Source organism: Pantoea sp. Taur (assembly GCF_009830025.1).
Lineage (GTDB): Bacteria > Pseudomonadota > Gammaproteobacteria > Enterobacterales > Enterobacteriaceae > Pantoea > Pantoea communis.
Genome location: NZ_SZZZ01000026.1, coordinates 1 through 24312 on the forward strand (window position 1 = coordinate 1; position 24312 = coordinate 24312).

General features: G+C 54.9%; 23 protein-coding genes. 10 read left to right on the forward strand and 13 right to left on the reverse strand.

Annotated features, from left to right (window positions below; all coding sequences use genetic code 11):
- The 4 genes from FD744_RS25695 to lolB all read right to left on the reverse strand — a co-directional run.
- Window positions 1-120 (reverse strand): hypothetical protein (locus FD744_RS25695; protein ID WP_237449367.1); only part of this gene is annotated, 120 nt, incomplete at its 3' end.
- Between the two features lie 110 nt (window positions 121-230).
- A complete protein-coding gene (prs, locus tag FD744_RS22985; RefSeq protein WP_034824282.1) occupies window positions 231-1178 on the reverse strand; it encodes a ribose-phosphate diphosphokinase in 948 nt (315 codons plus the stop codon).
- Window positions 1179-1315: 137 nt separating this feature from the next.
- Entirely contained in the window at window positions 1316-2170 is an 855-nt protein-coding gene (ispE, locus tag FD744_RS22990) for a 4-(cytidine 5'-diphospho)-2-C-methyl-D-erythritol kinase (RefSeq protein ID WP_160869637.1), read from the reverse strand.
- Window positions 2170-2793, reverse strand: coding sequence for a lipoprotein insertase outer membrane protein LolB (gene lolB, locus FD744_RS22995; protein ID WP_160869639.1), 624 nt, complete (start codon window positions 2791-2793; stop codon window positions 2170-2172). Before lolB ends, ispE begins: the two co-directional genes overlap by 1 nt.
- A 217-nt stretch (window positions 2794-3010) precedes the next feature.
- Between lolB and hemA the strand changes: the two genes are divergently transcribed.
- Genes hemA through kdsA form a run of 6 tightly spaced genes read left to right on the forward strand, consistent with a single transcriptional unit; the run spans window position 3011 to window position 8322 of the window.
- Window positions 3011-4267 carry a glutamyl-tRNA reductase gene (hemA, locus tag FD744_RS23000; RefSeq protein WP_160869607.1) on the forward strand — a complete coding sequence of 419 codons (1257 nt, stop codon included), beginning with the start codon at window positions 3011-3013 and terminating at the stop codon, window positions 4265-4267.
- 41 nt (window positions 4268-4308) lie between these two features.
- Entirely contained in the window at window positions 4309-5391 is a 1083-nt protein-coding gene (prfA, locus tag FD744_RS23005; RefSeq protein ID WP_034824272.1) for a peptide chain release factor 1, read from the forward strand.
- Complete coding sequence (gene prmC, locus FD744_RS23010; protein ID WP_160869609.1) at window positions 5391-6221, forward strand: peptide chain release factor N(5)-glutamine methyltransferase; 831 nt, start codon at window positions 5391-5393, stop codon at window positions 6219-6221. The genes prfA and prmC overlap by 1 nt, the downstream gene beginning before the upstream one ends.
- A 14-nt stretch (window positions 6222-6235) precedes the next feature.
- A complete protein-coding gene (locus FD744_RS23015; RefSeq protein ID WP_097116831.1) occupies window positions 6236-6634 on the forward strand; it encodes a SirB2 family protein in 399 nt (132 codons plus the stop codon).
- Window positions 6631-7440 (forward strand): invasion regulator SirB1, encoded by an 810-nt coding sequence (sirB1, locus tag FD744_RS23020; protein WP_160869611.1) that lies wholly within the window; start codon window positions 6631-6633, stop codon window positions 7438-7440. The genes FD744_RS23015 and sirB1 overlap by 4 nt, the downstream gene beginning before the upstream one ends.
- Before the next feature lie 27 nt (window positions 7441-7467).
- Window positions 7468-8322: a 3-deoxy-8-phosphooctulonate synthase gene (gene kdsA, locus FD744_RS23025; protein ID WP_058960213.1), complete on the forward strand. Its 855-nt coding sequence runs from the start codon at window positions 7468-7470 to the stop codon at window positions 8320-8322.
- Window positions 8323-8391: 69 nt separating this feature from the next.
- Here the strand turns inward: kdsA and chaA are convergent, their stop codons facing one another.
- Window positions 8392-9483: a sodium-potassium/proton antiporter ChaA gene (chaA, locus tag FD744_RS23030; RefSeq protein ID WP_160869613.1), complete on the reverse strand. Its 1092-nt coding sequence runs from the start codon at window positions 9481-9483 to the stop codon at window positions 8392-8394.
- Between the two features lie 535 nt (window positions 9484-10018).
- Here chaA and FD744_RS23035 point away from each other — a divergent pair.
- Window positions 10019-10687 carry a gamma-glutamylcyclotransferase gene (locus FD744_RS23035; protein ID WP_034824260.1) on the forward strand — a complete coding sequence of 223 codons (669 nt, stop codon included), beginning with the start codon at window positions 10019-10021 and terminating at the stop codon, window positions 10685-10687.
- Here FD744_RS23035 and FD744_RS23040 read toward each other — a convergent pair whose 3' ends face one another.
- The 8 genes from FD744_RS23040 to FD744_RS23075 form a co-directional block, all read right to left on the reverse strand.
- Window positions 10688-12109 carry a serine/threonine-protein kinase gene (locus FD744_RS23040; protein WP_160869615.1) on the reverse strand — a complete coding sequence of 474 codons (1422 nt, stop codon included), beginning with the start codon at window positions 12107-12109 and terminating at the stop codon, window positions 10688-10690. It abuts the gene before it with no gap.
- Between the two features lie 65 nt (window positions 12110-12174).
- The gene (locus FD744_RS23045; RefSeq protein WP_160869617.1) at window positions 12175-13125 is read right to left on the reverse strand and encodes a hypothetical protein; all 951 of its coding nucleotides are present in this window, start codon (window positions 13123-13125) and stop codon (window positions 12175-12177) included.
- 14 nt (window positions 13126-13139) lie between these two features.
- A complete protein-coding gene (locus FD744_RS23050; protein WP_045816028.1) occupies window positions 13140-13916 on the reverse strand; it encodes a PP2C family serine/threonine-protein phosphatase in 777 nt (258 codons plus the stop codon).
- Window positions 13913-15028, reverse strand: coding sequence for a type VI secretion system-associated FHA domain protein TagH (tagH, locus tag FD744_RS23055; protein WP_058960208.1), 1116 nt, complete (start codon window positions 15026-15028; stop codon window positions 13913-13915). The genes FD744_RS23050 and tagH overlap by 4 nt, the downstream gene beginning before the upstream one ends.
- 33 nt (window positions 15029-15061) lie before the next feature.
- Window positions 15062-15760 (reverse strand): type VI secretion system-associated protein TagF, encoded by a 699-nt coding sequence (gene tagF, locus FD744_RS23060; RefSeq protein WP_034828605.1) that lies wholly within the window; start codon window positions 15758-15760, stop codon window positions 15062-15064.
- A gap of 13 nt (window positions 15761-15773) precedes the next feature.
- On the reverse strand, window positions 15774-17888 hold the full coding sequence (gene tssM, locus FD744_RS23065) for a type VI secretion system membrane subunit TssM (protein ID WP_160869619.1): 2115 nt from the start codon (window positions 17886-17888) through the stop codon (window positions 15774-15776).
- Window positions 17888-19102: a type IVB secretion system protein IcmH/DotU gene (gene icmH / locus FD744_RS23070; RefSeq protein ID WP_058960205.1), complete on the reverse strand. Its 1215-nt coding sequence runs from the start codon at window positions 19100-19102 to the stop codon at window positions 17888-17890. The genes tssM and icmH overlap by 1 nt, the downstream gene beginning before the upstream one ends.
- An 85-nt stretch (window positions 19103-19187) precedes the next feature.
- Window positions 19188-19679: an SH3 domain-containing protein gene (locus FD744_RS23075; protein ID WP_176505716.1), complete on the reverse strand. Its 492-nt coding sequence runs from the start codon at window positions 19677-19679 to the stop codon at window positions 19188-19190.
- A 991-nt stretch (window positions 19680-20670) separates the two neighbouring features.
- Between FD744_RS23075 and flhB the strand changes: the two genes are divergently transcribed.
- Genes flhB through FD744_RS23090 form a run of 3 tightly spaced genes read left to right on the forward strand, consistent with a single transcriptional unit; the run spans window position 20671 to window position 24310 of the window.
- The gene (gene flhB / locus FD744_RS23080; RefSeq protein WP_034828621.1) at window positions 20671-21822 is read left to right on the forward strand and encodes a flagellar biosynthesis protein FlhB; all 1152 of its coding nucleotides are present in this window, start codon (window positions 20671-20673) and stop codon (window positions 21820-21822) included.
- Entirely contained in the window at window positions 21815-23902 is a 2088-nt protein-coding gene (gene flhA, locus FD744_RS23085) for a flagellar biosynthesis protein FlhA (protein WP_058960198.1), read from the forward strand. Before flhB ends, flhA begins: the two co-directional genes overlap by 8 nt.
- Window positions 23903-23905: 3 nt before the next feature.
- Window positions 23906-24310, forward strand: a complete 405-nt coding sequence (locus FD744_RS23090; RefSeq protein WP_097116846.1) for a flagellar protein FlhE — start codon at window positions 23906-23908, stop codon at window positions 24308-24310.
- The last annotated feature ends 2 nt before the right edge of the window (window positions 24311-24312 follow it).

Genomic DNA, 24312 nt, shown 5'->3' on the forward strand with positions numbered 1-24312 from the left:
ACCAGCTTCCTCAAGGCAGCGGCTGATGAGCGCAGGGTCAAGAACATCCGCGAGCGTATTCAGAGGATTACGAAGAGAATCGTAACGAGAGACGATATCAAGGGCCTGACTGAGCTGCATAAAAAAATCCGGAAACGAAGCGTTTCCGGATTCTTACACAGCCACTGGATCGTTCAACTGATCCTTAACTGATCGGCATTAGGGCGCGGGGCCCGGTTTCATGCAATGTATTAATGTTCGAACATTGCGGAGATGGACTCTTCGTTACTGATACGGCGAATCGCTTCGGCCAGCATGCCAGAGAGTGTTAAGGTACGCACGATTGGCAGGGCTTTCATCTCGTCTGACAGCGGAATGGTGTCGCACACGATAACCTGATCGATCACTGACTTACGCAGGTTTTCGACCGCGTTACCAGAGAAGATGGGGTGAGTCGCATAAGCGAAGACACGTTTCGCGCCGCGCTCTTTCAACGCTTCAGCTGCTTTGCACAGCGTACCGCCGGTGTCGATCATATCGTCGACCAGTACACAGTCACGACCTGCCACGTCACCGATGATGTGCATCACCTGAGAAACGTTCGCACGCGGGCGACGTTTATCGATGATAGCCATATCAGTGTCATTGAGCAGCTTAGCAATAGCACGCGCACGCACGACGCCGCCGATGTCCGGGGAAACCACAATCGGGTTTTCCAGGCCAATCTGCAGCATATCTTCCAGCAGGATTGGGCTACCGAACACGTTATCAACCGGGACATCGAAGAAGCCCTGAATCTGTTCGGCGTGCAAATCAACCGTCAGAACACGGTCAACACCCACGCTGGAGAGGAAATCGGCAACCACTTTGGCGGTGATAGGCACACGAGCAGAACGCACGCGGCGGTCCTGACGGGCATAACCAAAGTAAGGGATAACAGCAGTAATACGACCAGCAGAAGCCCGACGCAACGCGTCGACCATCACAACCAGCTCCATCAGATTATCATTGGTGGGGGCACAGGTGGACTGGATGATGAAAATATCACCACCGCGTACATTTTCGTTGATCTGTACACTTACTTCACCATCGCTGAAACGGCCGACAGCGGCGTCTCCGAGGCTAGTGTAAAGGCGGTTGGCAATACGTTGTGCTAGTTCCGGGGTGGCGTTACCAGCAAATAGCTTCATATCAGGCACGAGAAGAACCTCAGGCTTGGCGTCCAGAGAATGAACGTTTCAAAAGTAACCGGCGAATACTTTTGAAGTCGTTCATACGGGTGTGTTAATGCGTCACGTGCAGTGCCTGGAACAGGGTGGCACTGTCACGCAAACGCTTAGAGCCCGGAAAGGGTGCGTTGCAACGGCGAGATATTAAGCCCGCGCGCCACAAATCCGCAAATCCATTTCGGGGCAAGCTCCAGCACCTGACGAGCAGCGGATTCGGTGCTAAATTCAGCAAATACACAAGATCCGGTCCCGGTCAGGCGCGACGGCGCGTATTCTAGCAGCCAGGAAAGCAGCGCATCAACCTCGCGAAAACGTTTTCTTGCCACAGCTTCACAATCATTGTGAAAAGGACGCTGTAACAGTTCATCTAATGTGCGTATCGGTGAATTGCGCGTCAAGTCGGGATCGCGAAAGATATCCGGCGTGCCGATGCTAATACCAGGATGTGCCACCAGATACCATTTTTCTTCAGGTTCAGCAGGCTGAATCTCCTCGCCAACCCCTTCGGCAAAGGCGGCGTGCCCACGCACGAACACCGGAACATCAGCACCAAGCTGCACGCCAAGGGTGGCTAACTCATCCACGCTAAGCCCGGTTTGCCATAAATGGTTCAGCGCCACCAGCACGGTCGCGGCATCCGAAGAGCCTCCGCCCAGACCGCCGCCCATCGGAAGACGTTTTTCCAGGGCTATCTCCGCACCCGCGTTTTCGGGCAGCGTACCGCGAACGACCGCGGCTTGCTGTAACATCCGCGCCGCCCGCACGATCAGGTTATCGTCATCGGCGACGCCCGCTAACGGCGTCAGCAGAGTAATGTTCCCACTGCTGTCAGGCGTGATCTCCAGCGTGTCGCCGTGATCAAGGAACTGAAACAGCGTTTGCAGATTGTGGTAGCCGTCAGCGCGACGGCCCGTAATGTAGAGAAACAGATTCAGTTTTGCCGGAGCAGGCCAGGTGGTGATCATTGCGTGGTCCAGCTATCCATGCGCAGTTTGATACGCTGACCACCTTCTGTCAGTTCCAGGTTGGCCGGCAGCGGTGGATTGACCTTGCTGTCGTAATCAGAGATGTTCACTTTCCACTGCTGGCCATTACGGCTGTAATTCACACTCTGCAACTGATAGCTGCTATTGAGCTGATAATCCGTGGCATCACCCGGCAGACCCATCATCCACTGACGCAGATTCGCCAGCGGAATATCCATGCCGGTCAACTGTGAAATCATCTTCTCAGCGTCATTGCTCACATAGCGCTTGCCTTTGTTATCGACAATTTGCACCACCGAACCCTGCGCATCCAGCTGCAACTCGGTACTGCCCAGCGGATTGGTTAACAACAGACGATAGCGATCGGCGGCGGTTTGCTGCCAGTTAAAGCGCGCATAGACTTTTTGCTTATCGGAGAGATAGGCAAAAGCGCCACGCGTTTGATATTGGGTGATTTTCTCAACGGCTTGCTGATGCTGCTGCCATTGCGGTGAGGTGGTGCTGGGGCCAGTACCTTGTGGTTTGTTGATGCTACAAGCAGCCAGCAATACGCTGGCAAGGGGCAAAAGGCGCAACAGCTTGCGCGGGGGCAAATGCATCACGTGGTCGTCTCCTCAGACACGTTTTTACTTCGTAACCGATAACGCTAACCATCCAATACTATGCCGTCAATGCCGATGTAAGGATAATTGCGCACGATCAGTTTAATCTTATTACAGTCATAGCCTTTGTATGGCTTTTCTTGATCTGTGGCATCTTGTAGAATGCGCTTCACAAAGCCCTGACAAATATTGGGACATCCCAACCCGAATCACCATGACGCTGCTTGCTCTCGGAATCAACCACAAAACCGCACCTGTTGCGCTGCGCGAACGCGTTGCGTTTCTGCCAGACACGCTGGATCAGGCTCTGAATAGCCTGTTGTCCCAGCCGATGGTTCAGAGTGGTGTGGTGCTCTCAACCTGTAATCGTACTGAACTCTATCTCAGCGTAGAGCAGCAGACAGATTTGCAGGAGAGGTTGGTGCGCTGGTTGTGCGAGTATCACGATCTGCGTGAAGAGGATGTCCGTGCCAGCCTTTACTGGCATCAGGACAACGCCGCCGTCAGCCATCTGATGCGCGTTGCCAGCGGTCTTGACTCGCTGGTATTGGGCGAACCGCAAATTCTCGGCCAGGTTAAAAAGGCCCATGCTGATTCTTCGCGTGACCATGCGCTAAGCAGCGAGCTGGAGCGCATGTTCCAGAAGACCTTTTCCGTCGCTAAACGTGTTCGCACCGAAACTGAAATCGGTGCCAGCGCGGTTTCTGTCGCCTTCGCCGCCTGTTCTCTGGCGCGTCAAATCTTCGAATCACTCAGCACGGTCAACGTGTTGCTGGTGGGCGCCGGGGAAACCATCGAGTTAGTGGCGCGTCATCTGCGTGAACACAAAGTGCAGAAGTTGATGATTGCTAACCGCACCCGCGAGCGTGCGCAGCTGCTGGCCGACGAAGTGGGTGCCGAAGTGATCGGTTTGGGCGATATTGAAACCCGTCTGGCCGATGCGGATATCATTATTTCTTCTACCGCCAGCCCGCTGCCAATTATTGGCAAAGGCATGGTAGAACGCGCGTTGAAAGCCCGCCGCAACCAGCCGATGCTGCTGGTGGATATCGCTGTACCGCGTGATGTTGAACCTGAAGTGGGTAAACTGGCGAACGCCTATTTGTACAGCGTCGATGATCTGCAAGCGATCATCGAGCAGAATATGGCACAACGCAAAGCCGCTGCAGTCCAGGCCGAAAGCATTGTTGTGCAGGAAAGTGGCGAATTTATGGCGTGGCTGCGTGCGCAAAGCGCGGGCGACACCATTCGCGAATATCGTTCACAGGCTGACGACGTGCGTGCCGAGTTGCAGGAGCGTGCGATTGCCGCGCTGCGTCAGGGCGCGGATGCCGAGAAAGTCTTGCAAGAGTTTGCGCACAAGCTGACCAATCGTCTGATTCATGCACCAACCAAATCACTGCAGCAGGCCGCGCGCGATGGCGACAGCGAACGCCTGCAGATCTTACGTGACAGCCTCGGTTTAGAGTAATCTGGTCTGTCACGACCTATCACTGGGATACCCTCTATTACATGAAGAGCTCTATTGTTGCCAAGCTGGAAGCCCTCCAGGAACGCCACGAAGAAGTTGAAGCGTTGCTGGGCGATGCCGGCGTCATTGGCGATCAGGAACGTTTTCGCGCCTTATCACGCGAATATGCACAGTTGACCGATGTGACCCGTTGCTTCCGCGACTGGCAGCAGGTGCAGGAAGATATCGAAACAGCTGAAATGATGCTCGACGATCCTGAAATGCGTGAAATGGCTAACGAAGAGTTAAAAATTTCGCGTGAGAAGCGTGAAGTGCTGGAACAACAGCTTCAGGTGCTGCTGCTGCCAAAAGATCCCGATGATGAACGTTCGTGCTTTGTGGAAGTGCGCGCCGGAACCGGCGGAGATGAAGCGGCAATTTTCGCAGGCGATCTGTTCCGTATGTACAGCCGTTATGCCGAAGCACGCCGCTGGCAGGTCGAGATCATTAGCGCCAACGAAGGCGAGCACGGCGGCTACAAAGAAGTGATTGCCCGAATTAATGGTGAAGGCGCTTACGGTCGTTTGAAATTCGAATCCGGCGGTCATCGCGTTCAGCGCGTCCCGGAAACCGAATCGCAGGGCCGTATTCATACCTCTGCCTGCACCGTGGCGGTGATGCCAGAATTGCCGGAAGCTGAAATGCCGGAAATCAACGCGGGCGACCTGAAAATCGATACCTTCCGCTCCTCAGGTGCCGGTGGTCAGCACGTTAACACCACCGACTCAGCGATTCGTATTACCCACTTGCCCACCGGTATTGTGGTTGAGTGTCAGGACGAACGTTCCCAGCACAAAAACAAAGCCAAAGCGCTGGCGGTACTGGGTGCGCGAATTCATGCCGCCGAAACCGCCAAGCGTAACGCTGCTGAAGCCTCAACCCGTCGCAACCTGTTGGGCAGCGGCGACCGTTCGGACCGTAACCGCACTTACAACTTCCCGCAGGGTCGTGTTACCGATCATCGTATCAACCTGACGCTGTACCGCCTGGATGAAACCATGGAAGGTAAGCTGGATACGCTGATCGAGCCGATTGTGCAGGAGTATCAGGCCGATCAGCTGGCTGCGCTGGCTGGACAAGACTGATGATGATTCGCCACTGGCTCAAGCACGCAGTGGTCGCGCTCTGTGGCGGAGACAGCCCGAAACGGGATGCGGAGATTTTGCTGGGTTTTGTCATCGGAAAATCACGCAGCTGGCTGGTGGCGTTTGACGATCATGAACTCGACGCTACTCAGCTTGCCGAACTTGATGCGCTGCTGACGCGTCGGGTGAAAGGCGAACCGATTGCGCATCTGGTGGGCGAGCGTGAGTTTTGGTCGCTGCCGTTGCGCGTCAATGATGCCACATTAATTCCGCGTCCGGATACCGAAGTGCTGGTGGAACAGGCGCTCTTACGTATTCCCGCAACACCGTACTCCTTGCTCGATCTTGGCACGGGCACCGGAGCTATCGCGTTAGCGCTGGCGAGTGAGCGTCCTGACTGCCAGGTGTTGGGCTGCGACCGTATCCCAGCAGCCGTGGCGCTGGCGGAAGAGAATGCTCAGCGGTTGCACATCAGCAATGCGCGTTTCCAGCTCAGCCACTGGTTCGATGACATTCCCGCCCAGCGTTTCGATGTCATCGTCAGTAACCCGCCTTATATCGACGCCGCCGATGAGCATCTGCAGCAGGGCGATGTACGCTTTGAACCGCTTAGCGCACTGGTGGCCGACGAGGCGGGGCTGGCTGATTTGCGTTTGATTATTCACCGTGCCCCACAGTGGTTGCAGTCTGGCGGTTGGCTGTTACTGGAGCACGGCTGGCAACAAGATGAAGCTGTGCGCGAGATCATGACGCAGCACGGCTATCAGCAAGTCAGCAGCATTAACGATTACGGCGGCAATCCGCGCGTCACACTTGGGCAATTTTTTTGATTTAAGGAAGCACCATGGCAAGCTGGTATCCGCTGATTAAACATTTTCACCTGCTGACGGTTGCCCTGACTATCAGTCTGTTTTTACTGCGCTTTTACTGGCTAACCACCGGTTCGGCAATGCTGCAGCGCCGCTGGGTGCGCATTGCGCCGCATATTAATGACACCTTTTTATTGCTCAGTGGCGTATTGCTGGTGGTGATTACGCACTTTTATCCGTTCTCACCGCAAGGAAGCTGGCTGACGGAGAAGCTGTTAGGGGTTATTATCTACATCGCCTTAGGTTCCGTGGCATTGAGCCGTCGCCCACGCAAGATGGGGACACGTTGGATCGCTTGTCTGATTGCAATCGTAGCACTGCTGTTTGTGATTAAGCTGGCGATGACCAAAATGCCGTTATTGGGGATAGTATGACCTCGCCAGAGCTAGTTGATTACAGTGAAACACCGTTGAGTGAAGCGGTGATTGGCGCAACCTGCGCCATACGCAATGATTTTTCTGCGCCATCCGTTCAGCAACAGCTGGCGGCATTAGTTGAAGAAGCACGGGAATACGTTAGCAGCGAACAGGATGCCGACTTGCAACTGGGCAAGCTGCTTGAATTGTTTTATCGCCAGTGGGGCTTTGGTGGCGCCAGCGGCGTCTACAATTTGTCCGATGCGCTGTGGATCGATAAAGTGTTGAAGAGCCGACAGGGCACCGCCGTATCGCTGGGGGTGATTCTGTTACACATTGCCGACGAGCTGGAGTTACCGCTGATCCCGGTGATTTTCCCCACCCAGCTGATTCTGCGTGCAGACTGGCTGGACGGTGAAATGTGGTTGATCAACCCTTTCAACGGCGAAACGCTGGATACACATACGCTGGAAGTGTGGCTGAAGGGCAATATCAGCCCGACCGCGAAGCTCTACCATGATGATCTGGATGAAGCCAAAACCATCAACGTGATGCGTAAAATGCTGGATACGTTGAAAGCGGCACTGATGGAAGAGAAGCAGATGGAACTGGCGTTAAACGTCAGCCAGGTACTGCTGCAGATTGATCCCGATGACCCGTATGAAATCCGCGATCGGGGGTTAATCTACGCTCAGCTTGAGTGTGAACATATCGCGCTGACCGATTTGACCTACTTCGTTGAACAGTGTCCAGAAGATCCGGTCAGCGAAATGATTAAAGTGCAGATTCACGCAATTGAACAGAAACAGGTGACGCTGCACTAAGCGTCATCTCGACAATAAGGAAAGGGCATGACTCAGAAAGTAGTAAATATCGGCGATATCAAGGTCGCAAACGATCTGCCATTTGTTCTCTTTGGTGGCATGAACGTGCTGGAATCGCGCGACCTCGCCATGCGTATTTGCGAACACTATGTAAAAGTGACCGACAAACTCGGTATCCCTTACGTGTTCAAAGCCTCTTTTGACAAAGCTAACCGCTCTTCCATCAAATCCTACCGTGGTCCGGGTCTGGAAGAGGGCATGAAGATTTTCCAGGAGCTGAAACAGGCGTTCGGCGTGAAAATCATCACTGATGTGCATGAAGCTTCACAGGCGCAGCCGGTGGCGGATGTCGTTGATGTGATTCAGCTGCCTGCGTTCCTGGCGCGTCAGACCGATCTGGTGGAAGCGATGGCGAAAACCGGTGCAGTCATTAATGTTAAGAAACCGCAGTTCGTGAGCCCAGGCCAGATGGGTAACATTGTCGATAAATTCGCGGAAGGCGGTAACGACAAAGTGATCCTGTGCGACCGTGGCAGCAATTTCGGTTACGACAACCTGGTTGTCGATATGCTGGGCTTCAACGTGATGAAGAAGGTCACCAACAACAGCCCAGTGATCTTCGACGTGACCCACGCACTGCAGACGCGCGATCCGTTCGGCGCGGCTTCAGGTGGACGTCGCGCGCAGGTAGCTGAACTGGCTCGTGCGGGTATGGCGGTGGGTATCGCCGGTCTGTTTATTGAAGCGCACCCTGAGCCGAACAGCGCGAAATGCGACGGTCCATCCGCGCTGCCGCTGGATAAGCTGGAGCCATTCCTGGTGCAGATGAAAGCGATTGATGATCTGGTGAAGAACTTCCCGGAACTGGATACCAGCAACTAATTGCGTTATCCAGATGTAAGAAAGGCGCCGATGGGCGCCTTTTTTTGCTTTGAATCTGAGCGTCAGACGCTACAGCATAATTGTCAGTAAATAGCCGGCAAACAGTGCCAGATGCGCGGCGCCGTTCAGCACATTGGTACGCCCGGTTGAGAACGAAATATGGCACAGAATCAGCGCGGCACTCATGATCACCATATGTGGTGGCTCAAGACCAAATATCAGCTGCTGACCGGTCAGGGTGGCGATGATGCTGACCGCCGGCACCGTCAGAGAGATGGTGGCTAATACCGAACCAAAGAATAGGTTCATCGCACGCTGTACCTGGTTCATTAACACCGCTTTGATGGCCCCTAACCCTTCCGGCGACAGAATCAGCAACGCCACCAGAAAGCCGGTGAACTGCTCAGGTGCATTCAGTTCCGTCAGCAGATGCTCCAGCGTGTTGGCGTTCATCTTGGTCACGCTGATCACCGCGATCAGATGAATGATCAACCATACCGTGTGCCACAGTGAGCTATGCGCAGAAGGCTTACCATGATGCGGATCGCCATCGTCACCGTCATCCTCATGCTCATAAACAAACAGGCTCTGATGCGTTTTGGTCTGAATCAGCAGGAACACGCCGTACATGGCAGCGGAGATCGCGGCAATCATCAACGCCTGAGCCGTAGTGAAGTTACCGCCTGGCAGCGCATTCGGAAACACCAGCACCAGAATCGCCAGCGGAAAGATGGCAATCATGTACTGCTTTACGCCCGCCAGATTGACATATTGGGTGGCGAATTTACGTCCGCCGAGCAGCAGCGCAAAGCCCACCAGGCCGCCGGTGACAATCATGATGATGGAGTAGAGCGTGTCACGCATTAGCGCAGGTGCAGCATCGCCGGTGGCCATCAAGGCGGAGATCAAACTGACCTCCAGAATCACCACAGACAGGCTCAAAATCAGCGAGCCATAGGGTTCACCCAGGCGGTGTGCCAGCACGTCAGCATGACGCACCACGCTGAAAGCACTACAAAGGATGGCGACCAGCGCCAGCAGGTTGATGCCGATAATCGGCAATAATGCCGTCTGACCGCCAAAGAAGCTCAGCACCGTCAGCGCGACAATCGGGAAAATCAGTGAGTACTCGGTATGTCGGGTTTTCTCATGTGTAGCCATTCACCATCCTCTCCGGCAAAAAGAACAAAACAGGCGATCAGTGCCTGATAAATATAATGACTTTTCTGACGCAGCGCAGTGTAACTTTTCAACAGTTGTGTTTCAGGCTTTTTACGCGACTTTACTTAGTCAGGTTTTTGATTCTAATACAGTAAAAGAAGCAATTATCTACTAATAACATAGACTATTCATCTTGTTGTAAATCGATAAAAGTAATTTTAAGATAAAGTAATGCCTGTTTTAATCTGATTTCATTTCGGTTTATCGGAGTTTTATGGATTTAAAAAACCTTGTGTAACTAAAGTATATGTTTGCCATTTCATTGCTTTCTTCGTCATCACTCTGTTCAAGTTATCTGCCAGGCAGCCGATGCTATTTACAAAGAATTTCCCCTTTGTGATCGGGGTCAATCTTGAAACTTTTGTTAAAAATGCATTAATGTCTTCTCTTAAGTCGACGCAACGCGTGTTGCCTGTAAGACATCATCTTTGAGGAGCCGAACCGACAGGATGTCAGCGCAGTAGAGGAGGTCGCATTGTTAACCCGGGAATTTCTGTTAAAAGCGGATTGTAAAACATCATTTGGCGATATCGACGAAGCGCTGCTGTGGAGCTGTGAAAAGCGTGCCGCGTCACTCGCTGCCACACTGGCTTGTCGCCCTGACCAAAGCCCGGTGTGGATTTTTGGCTATGGCTCCCTGATGTGGAATCCGGTGTTTGAGGCGGAAGAAGTGGCTTCCGGACGACTCGAAGGCTGGCATCGTGCTTTCTGTCTGCGTCTGACCGCCGGCAGAGGAACGGTATCGACGCCCGGTCGTATGCTGGCGCTAAAAGAAGGCGGTTCAACCAGCGGTCTGGCTTTCCGTTTACCCGAAGCGCGGCTGCATGACGAGCTGGAGCTGCTGTGGAAGCGCGAGATGATCACCGGCTGTTATCTGCCAACCTGGTGCGAACTGGAACTGGAAGATGCTCGCAAAGTGACGGCGTTGGTATTCATCATGGATCCGCGTCACCCGCTGTATGAAGCAGACTCCTGTCGCAGCACCATCGCACCGTTGATTGCCCAGGCCAGCGGACCATTGGGCACCAATGCTCAGTATCTCTACTCCCTCGAACAGGAGTTGGGTAAACGCGGCATGCAGGAAGATGCGTTGACGCGTCTGGCCGCTGAGGTGAGGGCGCTGCAGCAGTCTGCAGCGCGTTAACTACTGTTTAACCGGATTAATCAGCCAGGTTCCGGGTTTGTCAATGGTCAGTGATTGGCTCATTACCTGGCTGCCATTTTGCACTTCAATTCGATAACTCCCCGCCGCCAGATTGAGTGAAGCAAAGCCACTGCTGGTGGGTTTCACGTCCTTCGCTTCGCCGTTAAGCAGCACTTTCTCGCCCTCCTGCAAGCGCAGATAGACGGTTGCCATACCTGGCGCGCTGGCTGCTGCGCTCTGACTCGCTACCGGCGCTGACGCAGAAGGTGTCGCGGCTATCGAAGCGGTTTCACTGTGGCGATTCGTTTTCCACACCACCACCACCACGGCCAGAATGGCAATGGCAGCGGCGGCGACCAGACCAGGCGAAAGGCGACGCACGTTGCGTGGCGTGACAGGTTCAATCGCCGCCGCTGCATGATTCACCGCCATTACCTGTGGTTCAGGCACCGAAGCGGCGACGGGTTCAGGCGCTGGAGCTGGAGCTTCAACCGCCACCGGGAAGGTGGTGACCAGTGCTTCAACATCGCTCACCGGCAAATCAATCAAGCTGGCAAACGCATCAATGTTTTGTGGGCGATCGCCGGGTTTCATTGCCAGCGCACAGTCGATGGCATGCAGTAGCGGCAGGGAATAGCCTGCTGGCTTGCGTTCAATCAGTGGCTGATAGTTATCCTCGATGCAGCGCACCACGCTAACCGGAGGCGCATGGCCGGTAATCAGATTGTGCAGCACCGCGCCAAGCGCATAGATATCGGTCCACGGACCTTGCTCAACTTCACCCTCTTCGCTGTATTGCTCAATCGGGGCAAAGCCAGGCTTCAGCATGATCTCGGTTTCATCGGAGAGATTGCCGATCTCCTTCCGCGCTGAGCCAAAATCGAGTAACACCGGCAGCTGATTTTCCTGGATTTGGATGTTATCCAGCGAAATATCACGGTGCAGATAACCGGCGGTATGGATGGTATTAATTGCGCCAAACAGCGGCGGTAACAGGCGACGAATCCAGGACTCATCGATACTGTCCGGGCTGGTGACCTGCCACTCTTTCAATGTCATTCCGCTGTAGTAGAGCGTGCCCATGTAGGCGGTGCTATTCTCTTCCCAGAAGCGCAACACGTGCAGCAGGCCGGGATGATTAAAACGTGCGAGCAAACGGGCTTCCTGAATGAAGCTGTTACGTCCGGCGTTGAACAGTTTCTGGAAGCGCTCGCCACGCAACTCCAGCGACAGGTCAGCGGCACGCACCGCCAGTGAAACCGGCATGTACTCTTTGATGGCGATGGTGCGTTCCAGTTGATGGTCCCAGGCACGGTAAACAATGCCAAAGCCGCCGCCGCCAATCACTTCCTTGATTTCAAATTCATTAAACCGGTAACCCGCAGGCAGGGCATTCGGTGTGTGGTTTTCGTTTGCCGACATAGTGAACTCTCTGAACACGTCCTGTAGCGCCTGCCAGTCTGTTGACGTCAGGCGACGACCGCTAATTAATTAATGTTACGCCAGGCACCAATCGCCGGATCGGCAAGATCCGCATGCAGGGTGTCAATCAGTAACACAGTCACTTTTTGCTGTGGCATAAACTGCGACGACCAAACGCCGCGTAAGGTTTCAACCCGACTCTTCACCGTGTCACTGTCTTGACCCGCTGTCTTATCCATTTTAATCAGCAGATTGCCGGTGAAGCGCCACACATGTTGCTGGCTGTCAAACGGCAGCACTAACCAACTATCTTCGGCGTCCGGACGCGTCACGATCATGCGCTGTTTGTTCACCGCCACCACTTCCAGTGCCGGGCCGCTGAGCTTGAGGTTGGCAATGGGATAGCCCTGATAGAAATTCACCGCCAGCGAGCGGGTTTTGTCACCACTCATCAGCGTTAATTCACTCGGGCCTTCAAGCCAGCCATCCGTGGAGCAGTGCTGCTGCGGGTTATCCGGAATAAATAGCGAGTCGCCGTTTTCGTCCCAGGAGGTGCGGAAATGACAACCCGCTGGTAGGGTGAAGTGCTGCAATGGGGTGCTGTCTGCCGGGCGTGAAAGATCCAGCGGGGCGGCATTGCTGGCACTGGCACTGGCGGTCGCATCGTTAATCACGATGGGTCGCCAGTTCTGTAATTTTGCTGCGCTGCCGTTGGCCAGCACGCTGCCGTCTTTATTGGTCATCTGCCACGGGATTTCATCCAGCGTGCCGCATTGATTCGCCAGCAGCGTGCCAACGCGCGGCAGGAAGCTGGTCAGAATGCTGGAATCAGTGCTTTTGCCGGAAACAATACGCAACGGCAAGGTCTCTTTGCACCAGTCGTTGGGTGAATTGCTGGCCACATTATCGATATAGACTTCAAGCGACAGACTCGGCGAATAGACCACACGATAATCATCAGCTTGCGCATTTAGAGCCAGCAACAGGGTCGCTAAGCCCGGCAACCACACTTTCATAAGGGTCCTTGGGATCAATAACGTGTCGGCAGAAAACGTGCCGCATCAGCCTGGGAATAAAGCAGCGTCGCTTCCTGCGGTTCGCCAATCCAGATGGCCAGAGCGCTGAGATTGTCGCTTTTTACACTGCGGTTAACGGCTTGTTCCATCAAAGTCAGCCACTCTTCGCAGGCATTGACCATGCGCAGGGCTTGTTCCATCTCGTGAGTGGTCAGATTGAGCCAGAACCCGTCGGTGCAGACGAGAAACGCATCGCCATCCGTCAATGAAATCACTTCACTAAAGGTGGCTGGACGTGCAGGCTCAACGCCGAGCGCATTATAGAGTAAATTACTGTTAATTCCGGTATTTTCATAGCCTGCTTCGCGCAGTTGCTGGGCCAGACTATGGTCACGCGTCACTTGACTCAACACCCCATGACGGAAGTGATAAACCCGGCTGTCACCAGCATGCGCCCACCATGCGCGCTGTGTCTCGCGGTCAATAAACAGCGCGGCCAGCGTGGTGCTCATGCGAGCATATTTCGGATTTTTTCCCTGCGCCTCAAGCAACACCTGCTGGCAGTGCTCAATCGCTGCACGAGTGCTCTCGGGCGTGAACGTCGGGCTGTTGTGTAACTGGGTCAGCAGCGTATCCCGCACGATTTGCGCCGCTTTATCACCGCCAGGCAAACCGGCCACGCCATCGCAAACCAGAAAGCAGGCTTTGTGCTCATCCAGCTCGGCTCCGGTGCGATCCTGGTTTTCATCGCGCATTCCCTGCTGGCAACGGCTGGCAAACATCATTTTCATGCGTCTTCGGTCCGAGTCTGGGAATCTTTATATTGATTCACTTCCATGTCATACGCATGCAGGAACGCTTCACCAAACAGGGTATGGAAGTCATCTTCAATTTCACCGGCAGTGCGCTGATAGTGGCGTGAAAAGTAATCCCACAAGGCCGCTTTACGCCCGCCGTTAAACGGTAGCTTAGGCAACACGCCATCTTTACGTGCTTCCTCTTCCAGCCGTTGCGGATTGAAGGATTGCAGCATCGCCGCGATGATCGCGCGTATGCCAGCGATCATACCCAGCTGATGCGCCTGCAAATCCACCAGTGCATCGCGCACTGCCGCTTCTGGCGGCATAAAACCGGGCATCTGGCTCTGATAAATCTGCATCAATACCGTTTTACCCGAAGGCAAAATTTTAAACGGATTGTTGGCCTCATTGAGGATCATCGTCATATCGGCTTTCACGCCGCGCTTGAGGATCGAACGGGAAGAGAGCAGGGCAACAGTGCCTTGCGAGAACAGGCTCAGCATGCGGCCGGTCACGCGCATCTGCTCTTCGGTGATCGTCGTGTGATGGCCATTGTTCAATCCCATGCCCTCCAGCAGCGCGGCCAGCAGCTTGTCCTGATCTGCATGCGGCAACGTGGCGGGAGCCGAAGGGGCATCACTTTGTGGATCAATACCCAGGCGTGGGTCAGTCAGGCGCTCCGGACGCGCCGCAGTGGGTTCCGGCACCCTGTCGAATGCCTGCTGCATACCGAGAGGATCGGCAGCGCTGTCCGCGAAGAACGTGAGCGGGTCATCATGCTGGGTGCTCTGGCAGGCAGGATCGCGCACCTCAAGGCCATAATCGCCGATTTGCAGTGCATCACCATGCTGTAATTGCACTTGTGAACCGCGCTGTAGCGCCACGCCGTTCAATACCACCGAGGTCACGCTGCCCTGATTGGTCAGGCGGCACTCACCTTCCGGCGAGATATGCACCAGCGCCTGCAAGCGTGAAATGGCGCGCGATTCGTCAGGCAGTACCAGATCGTTATCCTGACTGCGGCCAATGGTTCCCCCAGGCGGTTTAAAAGCAACCGTCTTTGCTGGCACATCCGTATTGCACTGCACAATGGTAAATTGCATGAGTCATCCTGTTAACAAGGAAAACGCTGCGGCTCATTCAAACATGGGTGGATAGAGGCCGTTGCGTCCCGGCTGTGCACCTGCCGCCGGGTTAAACAGTAACGCAAAAAGTTGCGCGGTGAGCGGCCCACTGTGTTTGTGTGTGGCGTGGGCAAAACCGTCACTGCGATTACTCCACCAGTAGCTAATATGCTGCTGGGGATCAAATTTATCAGCCACTTCACGCCAGCTCAGCGTGCAGGGCAGATCATCAAAACCAATCACATCCATAATATCGCTGCGCTGATTATCCGGGACCATCAGCGGCGTGACGCGTTGCATCTGCTGCTCCAGCGCATCCGGGTTCAGCCGGTCACGCACGCCGCGCAGTAGCAGCGTCCCCAACTCCTGAAACCAGTCGCCCGACATGGCCAGCTGAGCGCTGTGCCAGTGGCTGAGCGGAAAACTTCGCAAAGCCAGCAGCGGCCAGCTGCGCCCCACGCGATCGCACGAAGGCAGCAGGCAGCCCATCTGCACCTGCTGACGTAGCGGCGACAGCGGCAGAACAAAATTCCAGACAGGTGCGCGCAGAAACAGCTGAGTGGAGGCATCGGGTTGCTGATGCCAGTGCATGAGCCCCTGTTGAAACCAATGGCTCCAGGGCGTCACGGTATTCTCACTCAGGCGCTGGCGCAGGAAATCGCCGGTGGCCGGTAATTTGCCGTACCAACCCGGCGCGGTGTGCGTCGCCATGGTTACCTCACCATTACTCACTGTGTCCGGTCAATCGCTGCGAAACCCGCTGTGGTGCAATCGCCAGCGAACTGCCATTCGCACCGGCAATTTTCAGATTTTCTGCAAGCTTGCGCATCATTAGTGCGTTATCTCGCGCATAAGGCGACGACTGAATCTGCTGATCCAGAAGCTGGCTAAGATGCCAGTCAAGTTGCTGCAAATCCCGGGCGCTGACATCATCTGGCAGATTGCGTTGAAGATTCTGCATCAGCCAGGCACGCAGGAATTCGCCGTCATAATTGCGCGGTTGATACAACATCTGATAGGCACGCAGCGCATTGCGGCTGTATTCATTGTCGTTACCGGGGTCATCACGCAGCAAATTGGTGATTTGCTGGGCCACGCGCGGTAACAGTAGAGACTTAAGCGCATTTTGATAAAGCACCCATGCCGCATCGCTTACCTGGTTGCCACGATAGAGACCCACGCGCATGCTAAGCGGTGGATTGTCGAGGGAAAAGCGCTCCGACAACGGCAGCTTCACCAGGTTATTTAAGAAGGGTAGCAGATCAAAGATATTATCGGCTGGCTGATGAATCACCTGCTGACTCTGACGAGTCATTGGCTCAATACGCTCAGCGACCTGGTTAAGATATTGCTGGTTCTGGACATAGCTGGCCAGCCATAAACCGGAGAGCAAAAGCAATGCGCCAGTGAGCGCACCGTAGCCAATCCAGTGGAACAGGCGGTTGCGGTACTCCCAATGGCGGTTACTGCCCGCTAAGCCACTTTCGCGGAACACCAGATCGCTCAGCAGGTCGCGGATAAAGAAACTCTGGCCTTTATTGCCGGGGATGGGGTTATTACGGGTGACGCTATCCCAGGTGGCGAGGCTACTTTCACCGGTATGTGGCAATTGAAGCTTACGGTTGAGTTCGCCCATGATGCGATCAAACGGTAAGCCTTCCTGAGTCCCGCTGGTAAAGAATAAGCCGCGCGCTGACCAGGCAATCTCATCCTCATGGCGCGAGAACACCACATCCAGGTACTCATTCAGCAACGGCCTTAACGAGCTGAACTCCTGTGGGAACAGGAAACAGTCAGCACGCAGGGTGAGATCGCGTTCATTCGCCATCACCGTGGGTAGTTGCTGCTGCAGGCGCTGTTCCAAACGCTGATATTGCTGGCTAAAACTGTTATGCCAGTCATCTTTGTGCGGTTTGCCCGGTTCCCAGGGGAAGGTGAATCCCCAGATGGCGTCGCGCTGCGGTTTGCTCAGGCCTTCGTTAAAGCTTAAAAACCCTTTCAGCAGATCAGTCTTGGTCACCATCACATACACCGGGAAATGGATACCGGTTTGCTGGTGTAACTCCTGCATGCGGCTACGTAACGCGCTGGCCTGTGCGTGACGCGCTTCCGCGGAATCGGTGAGCAGATCAGCCACGCTGATGGTCATGATCACGCCGTTGATCGGCTGGCGGGTGCGATAGCGTTTTAACAGGTTGATGAAACTCTGCCACTCAGCGCCGTCGCGTGCACGCTGGCTCTCCTGCAGGGCATATCGCCCTGCTGTATCGATCAACACCGCGCTGTCGGTAAACCACCAGTCGCAGTGACGCGTGCCGCCGACGCCGCGAATCGCCGCTTTGCCGAGGCTATCGGTGAGCGGAAACTCCAGTCCGGCATTGAGCAGGGCGGTGGTTTTGCCCGCGCCGGGCGCCCCAATCATCACATACCAGGGCAGCTGGTAGAGATAGTGGCTCTGAAAGCGGGCCAGCCAGTTCTGTTGATGACGTCGACCAAACTGTGTGCGTTTCAGGCGCAGCGCTGCTTCACTGAAGCGCTGAGCCAGCAGCGTATCAGTGGCCTGACGATCGGACAGCTCTTCGTGACTCATCTCCTGCAAACGGTTGAGGAGTTTACTGTTGAACCAGCCACGCCAAATCGCGGGGATAAATTGGAACAGCACCCAGCAGAAGAACAGCAAACCGACCAGCAGCTGACGAGGAAACACCGGCTCAAGCGGGCGCGTGTCTCCCCAGGTCCAGAGCGGGCCGAGCATCCACAGCACACAGCTTAAGGCCGTGACTCCAATCAGGCTCCACAGCAGGCGGTGGGTTAACAAATGTTGCAGCGATGCGCGCATCACTCACCTCCCGGATGATTGCCAAGGGTTTCCGGTGCGGCAAACAGGGTGATTTCCACACGGCGGTTGCGCGCGCGGTTTTCATTGCTGTCATTTGGCAGCAGAGGATTACTGTCGCCGCGGCCTTCCGCTTTCACACTGTGCCCTTCCGCCAGTTGCGGGTTTAGCAACTGGGTCACGGCGCGTGCGCGCGCAAAGGAAAATTCATAGCTTGAGGCAAAACGCCCATCCACCGGGCTGTTATCGGTATACACCGACACCAGTACCGTGCCTTTAACGGTTTTCATGGCGCTGGCAACGTGCGCCAACAGCGCGCGACCAACCTGATTGACCACGGTACCGTCAGGGGAGAAGAGTTTATCGGCAGGAATGATCACTTTACTGCCAAAGGCGCCATCGCTGACTTCAAGTTGACCGGCGGCGATCACATCATTCAAACGCTGATGCAAATCCAGCAATGCCTGCGGTGAGGTAGGGCGACGGCCGGGCATAATTTGTGGCAGCGGTGTTTGATAGATGGCGCGCAGCAGCGGCTCGGCCGCATTGCCCAGTCGCCAGTTCAGGCCGCTGTAAATCAGGCAGGCAATCAGGGCCGCTAACATCGCACAGGCCCATAGCGGCACCATCGGACGGGTTAAGCGACTGACCAGGGGATGCACTTCCACCAGCGGCACGGCCGGGTTCGTGGTCGACGGGCGCGTTTCCTGGATCAGTTGAGCGAGACGTTTACGAATCCCTTCACACTGTGCACGGCCAGCATCGCTGCCGCGATAACGTCCTTCATAGCCCAGCAGCAGACAGTAATGAATCAGCTCCAGCAACCACAGGTGTTGCTGCGGGCTTTGCGAGACGCGGGAAAGTAGCTGAAACACTTTTTCGCCGCCCCAGCTTTCATTATGGAAAGTGACCAGCATGCCGTTCCCTGACCACACACCGCGCGTACCCCATGGAGTTTGTGCGGCGGCTTCATCCAGTACGCTGCATAAGCAGTAGCGCGCACCAATAATCATCTCAAACGGCAAACCGGCTTGCTTGCAGCGATGTTCGAATTGGCGGATCTCTTCAATGAGTAACTGGCGTAAACCGGCGGGATCGTCATGCGTAGCAGCCTGCCGTATACGGACAACGGCATTCAATATCGGTGCTGCGGCATTAAGCAAAAGGTTATCGTTGCCCGCGACAATGCCATCGCGGACAACAGAATCCTGGGTCATTAAATATCTTTTTTCCTGGCAATGGCGCTACGGAGCGTCCACAGAGTGCGACCTTGCTGTGGACAATCTGCGCCATATTGCATTATCAGTCTAGGATCCAGGTCGCGGTATCGTTGGTGCGGCAAGCCTTGCTGGCTCCGCCAACGGCCACGCAGACCTGTTTAGTACGGCGGGGACGTGGACGGTCGCTACGCAGGGTAGCGTCATAACGGCTACTTTCAACCCCGGCTTTCGGCGGGATGTAACCAATCAGCTGTCCATTGGGTTCATCGGCAACCGCTAACCAACTGTGTTCGACACGTCCTAGTACTTCAAATGGCTTAGCGTTATCGAGATAACGAACGACCTTGCCGCCATAATCTGGCGTGGTCATCACCGACGCCGCATACAGTGCGCGGAAACTCTCATTAACCGGCGTGAATTCGCCTGGCGCTGCCACCGCATGACGGTGAACCAGCTTGACGCCATTTACCTCACTGGTGACCAGGGTGTCATCAGTCATCGGCGGTGGTGGCGCTTTACAACCCGCCAACGTCAATACTGCCAGCAGAGTGAGCAACAGACTCTTATTCACCATGAACCTCAAATTTCATCAGATTAGCTGCAGATTAATATGTGGCACACGCATTTAAGGCGGGCAGAGTATGCAGCGGGAAAGCCATCAAAAAACAGTCAGATTACAGAAAGATAGTACTGTGCTCAGTCTACCTAAGACTTTTGAGAATTCAATCCATTGCATAGCGAGAAAACCCGTGCTACCGGGCGAAAATAGCGCATATCAGGGGGATAAAAAACCTGTGCCTTTAGTGATAGATAAGCTGAATTTACTTATTTACTCGTGTAAGTGTGTGACGCAGGCGATAAAGCCGAAGTGCCGTAGAAAGATGTCTTGTCATTGGTAAGTGTTCTTAATCTTTCCTTAAGGTTAAAAAAAGATTGCGCAGGTAAACAATTTTCTTACTTTCGGAATTTCCGTGCACATTTCCGCCCTATCTAAAGTCAGTACGGCACAGCTTTTGCTTAAGACTCATACTTTTTTTACTTACGGTGTTGTGACCAAACTTCAGGGTATGGGCAATAACACTAAAGCCTTAACCCGGAGGAGGAGGTTGCACAAGTTTTGTGCTTATTCTGCGTCATCTCTGTGCAAGGTAAATGATGGTTAGTAAGTTAGCTTCGCTGAGAGATTGAATTTAAAGTGATAATTATCTGGCACAGGCTTTGCTATAGCAAAGAGACATTGCGCATTTGCTTCGTTAATGGCGATAAAGTGAGTGCTTTGGATAAAGGCGTCCGGCCCCATGTTTTCATCACGTGCGGGAGGACGCCTTTTTTTATTCCTTATTCAGGTTCGTATAAGCAGCAGCATGCGGCATTCAGTTTCTCCTGATTGGCTAAAGTAGCCTGGTGCGTAACGGTGGGACGCGCATGAGGAGCGGGCTTGTGCTGCAACATCGCAATTTCACTTATGGCTAAATAAACTCGTATTTTCCCCCCTTAATCCACGCTTTAGCCTTGGCGGGTTTTGGCATCCTATGCCTTAGAATTCCTGCCAGCTGAGGTATGTCGTGGCTGAAGAGAGCGACGAGGACAAAACAGAATCGCCCACGGCGCACCGACTAGAGAAGGCGCGAGAAGAGGGGCAGATTCCGCGATCGCGCGAGCTGACATCGGTACTGATGCTGCTGGCGGGATTGCTGATCCTGTGGCTCGGCGGTGAACTGATGGCTGAACAGCTGGCCAGTATGTTGGCCACTGGTTTTCGTTTCGATCATGCCATGGTGACCGATGACAAGATGATCATCGCCCACATCAGCAATCTGATTGGTCAGGCGGTGATGGCGCTGCTGCCGTTGATGGCAGGCCTGGTGATTGTGGCGATAGCTGCACCGATGCTGCTGGGTGGGATCAATATCAGCGGTAAATCGATCAAGCTGGATTTCAACAAGCTGAATCCGTTGAGTGGTCTTAAACGCATGGTTTCCTCACAGACCTGGGCGGAACTGCTAAAAGCCATTTTGAAGGCGGTGCTGGTGGGTCTGGTGGGTGGCTGGTACATCTGGTCGCACTGGCAGGAGATGCTGCGGTTAATCAGTGAATCACCCATCAACGCGCTCCATCACGGTTTAACCATGATCGCCATTAGCTGTGCGTTGATCATGCTGGGCCTGGTGCCCATGGTCGGTTTCGACGTGTTCTGGCAGCTCTACAGCCATTTCAAAAAGCTGAAAATGTCCCGCCAGGAAATCCGCGACGAACACAAACAAAACGAAGGTGACCCGCACGTCAAAGGGCGCATTCGTCAGGCGATGCGTGCGGCGGCCCGTCGTCGCATGATGGCAGATGTACCGAAAGCCGACGTTATCGTCACCAACCCAACGCACTACTCGGTGGCGTTGCAGTATCAGGAAGGCAAGATGAGCGCGCCAAAGGTGATTGCGAAAGGGGCCGGGGATATTGCGCTAAAAATTCGTGAGCTGGCAAAAGAACATCGCATTCCGATTTTAGAAGCACCGCCGCTGGCGCGTGCGCTGTATCGACACACGGAAATTGGTCAGTTCATCCCCGGCGCGCTTTACGGTGCCGTGGCGGAAGTGCTGGCCTGGGTATGGCAACTGCGTCGCTGGAAACGCGAAGGTGGCTTGATCCCAACCAAACCAAAACAGCTGCCGGTTCCGGCAGACATGGACTTTGCAGGAGAGAACAGAAACGATGGCTAATCTGGCCGAAAAGCTGCGTTTACCGGGCAACTTTAAAGACACGCAGTGGAAGGTGCTGGCTGGACCGATACTGATCATGTTGATCCTGTCGATGATGGTGCTGCCGTTACCTGCCTTCATTCTCGACCTGCTGTTCACCTTTAACATTGCCTTATCGATCATGGTGTTGTTGGTGGCAATGTTTACTCAGCGTACGCTGGAATTCGCGGCATTCCCGACCATTCTGCTGTTCTCAACGTTGCTGCGCCTGGCGCTGAACGTCGCCTCAACCCGTATTATCCTGCTCGAGGGCCATACGGGTGCCGATGCCGCCGGACGCGTGGTTGAAGCGTTCGGCCACTTCCTCGTGGGCGGTAACTTTGCCATCGGTATCGTGGTGTTCATCATCCTCGTTATCATCAACTTTATGGTTATCACCAAAGGTGCCGGACGTATCGCCGAAGTGGGCGCGCGTTTTGTGCTGGATGGAATGCCCGGTAAGCAGATGGCGATCGATGCTGACCTTAACGCCGGTTTAATCGGGGAAGAGGAAGCCAAACGTCGTCGTAGCGAAGTGACCCAGGAAGCCGATTTCTACGGCTCAATGGACGGTGCGAGTAAGTTCGTACGTGGTGACGCCATCGCCGGTATTTTGATTATGGTGATTAACGTCATCGGCGGTCTGCTGGTGGGCGTGGTGCAGCACGGCATGGATCTGGGGCACGCAGGTGAAACCTATACACTGCTGACCATCGGTGATGGATTGGTGGCACAGATCCCGGCGCTGGTCATCTCCACCGCTGCGGGTGTTATCGTGACACGCGTCAGCACCGATCAGGATGTGGGCGATCAGATGGTCTCCCAGCTGTTTAGCAATCCGCGCGTGTTGATGCTGAGTGGTGGTGTTATCGGTCTGCTCGGCCTGGTGCCGGGTATGCCCAACTTTGTCTTCCTGCTGTTTACCGCCGCGTTGCTCGGTCTGGCCTGGTGGCTGCGCGGTCGAGAGATGAAACCGAAGACTACCTCGGAACCTTCTAGTCTGGTCAAAACGCAGGAGACACCCGCCACGGTGGAAGCTTCCTGGAAAGACGTGCAGCTGGAAGATTCGCTGGGTCTCGAAGTGGGTTATCGCCTGATTCCCATGGTTGACCATTTGCAAAACGGTGAGCTGCTGGGTCGCATCCGCAGTATCCGTAAAAAAGTCGCACAGGAGGTGGGCTTCCTGCCGCCGGTGGTGCACATCCGTGACAACATGGAGTTGCCGCCTGCGCGTTACCGCATCCTGATGAAAGGCGTGGAAATTGGCAGCGGTGATGCCTATCCTGGGCGCTGGATGGCGATCAACCCTGGTACTGCAGCCGGTTCTTTGCCGGGTGAACCGACCGTCGATCCTGCCTTCGGTTTAGCGGCAATCTGGATCGATAGTGCGCTGAAAGAGCAGGCGCAGATTCAGGGCTTTACCGTGGTAGAAGCCAGTACCGTGGTGGCAACGCATCTGAACCACCTGATTGGGCAATACGCCAGTGAACTGTTTGGTCGTCAGGAAGCGCAACAGCTGCTGGATCGCGTGACCCAGGAGATGCCGAAGCTGACGGAAGATCTGGTGCCGGGCGTTATCACCCTGACCACCCTGCACAAAGTGCTGCAGAACCTGTTAATTGAGCGTGTTTCGATCCGCGATATGCGCACCATCATCGAAACCCTGGCGGAACATGCGCCGGTCCAGACCGATCCGCAAGAGCTGACCAGCGTGGTGCGTGTGGCGCTGGGCCGTGCGATTACTCAGCAGTGGTTCCCGGGTAACGGCGAAGTACAGGTGATTGGACTGGATGCCACCTTAGAACGCCTGCTACTGCAGGCCTTGCAGGGCGGCGGCGGGCTGGAGCCCGGTCTGGCCGATCGTCTGTTAGTGCAGACGCAGGGTGCATTGCAACAGCAAGAGATGACGGGTGCACCACCGGTGCTGCTGGTGAACCATCCGCTGCGTGCCTTGCTGGCGCGCTTCCTGCGCCGCAATCTGCCACAGTTGGTGGTGCTGTCAAATATGGAGCTGACCGACAATCGCCAGATCCGTATGACCGCCACCATTGGGGGCAAATAACCGATGCGCCGTTGGTGTTGGACTTTAATGATGTTGCCGATGATGGCGCTACCGCTCTATGTGGATGCAGCAGGATCCTGGCATGACAGTGCCAGTGGTCCGAGCCTCGGCGTGCGCGGCAACTGGCACACGACGCCAGCTTTAAAAGCACCTTCGCCCGCAGTGGGCACTATTACGGTGGTGAACTGGCGTTACCAGTTGAGCCGTCCAGCCCCCTCGGGGCTGATCGTGCGTTTGTGTGCGACTCAGCGTTGCGTAGAGATTGAGGGCGGCAGTGGTTCAACGCGTAGCCTGGCGAATATTCCGGCTGACGAGACGCTGCATCTGGCGTTCGGTTTTCAGGGGAAGGGCGCGTTACCGCCGGGATTGCGAGTGGTGAGCAGTGAAGTGACGGTGAATTACCAATAGCC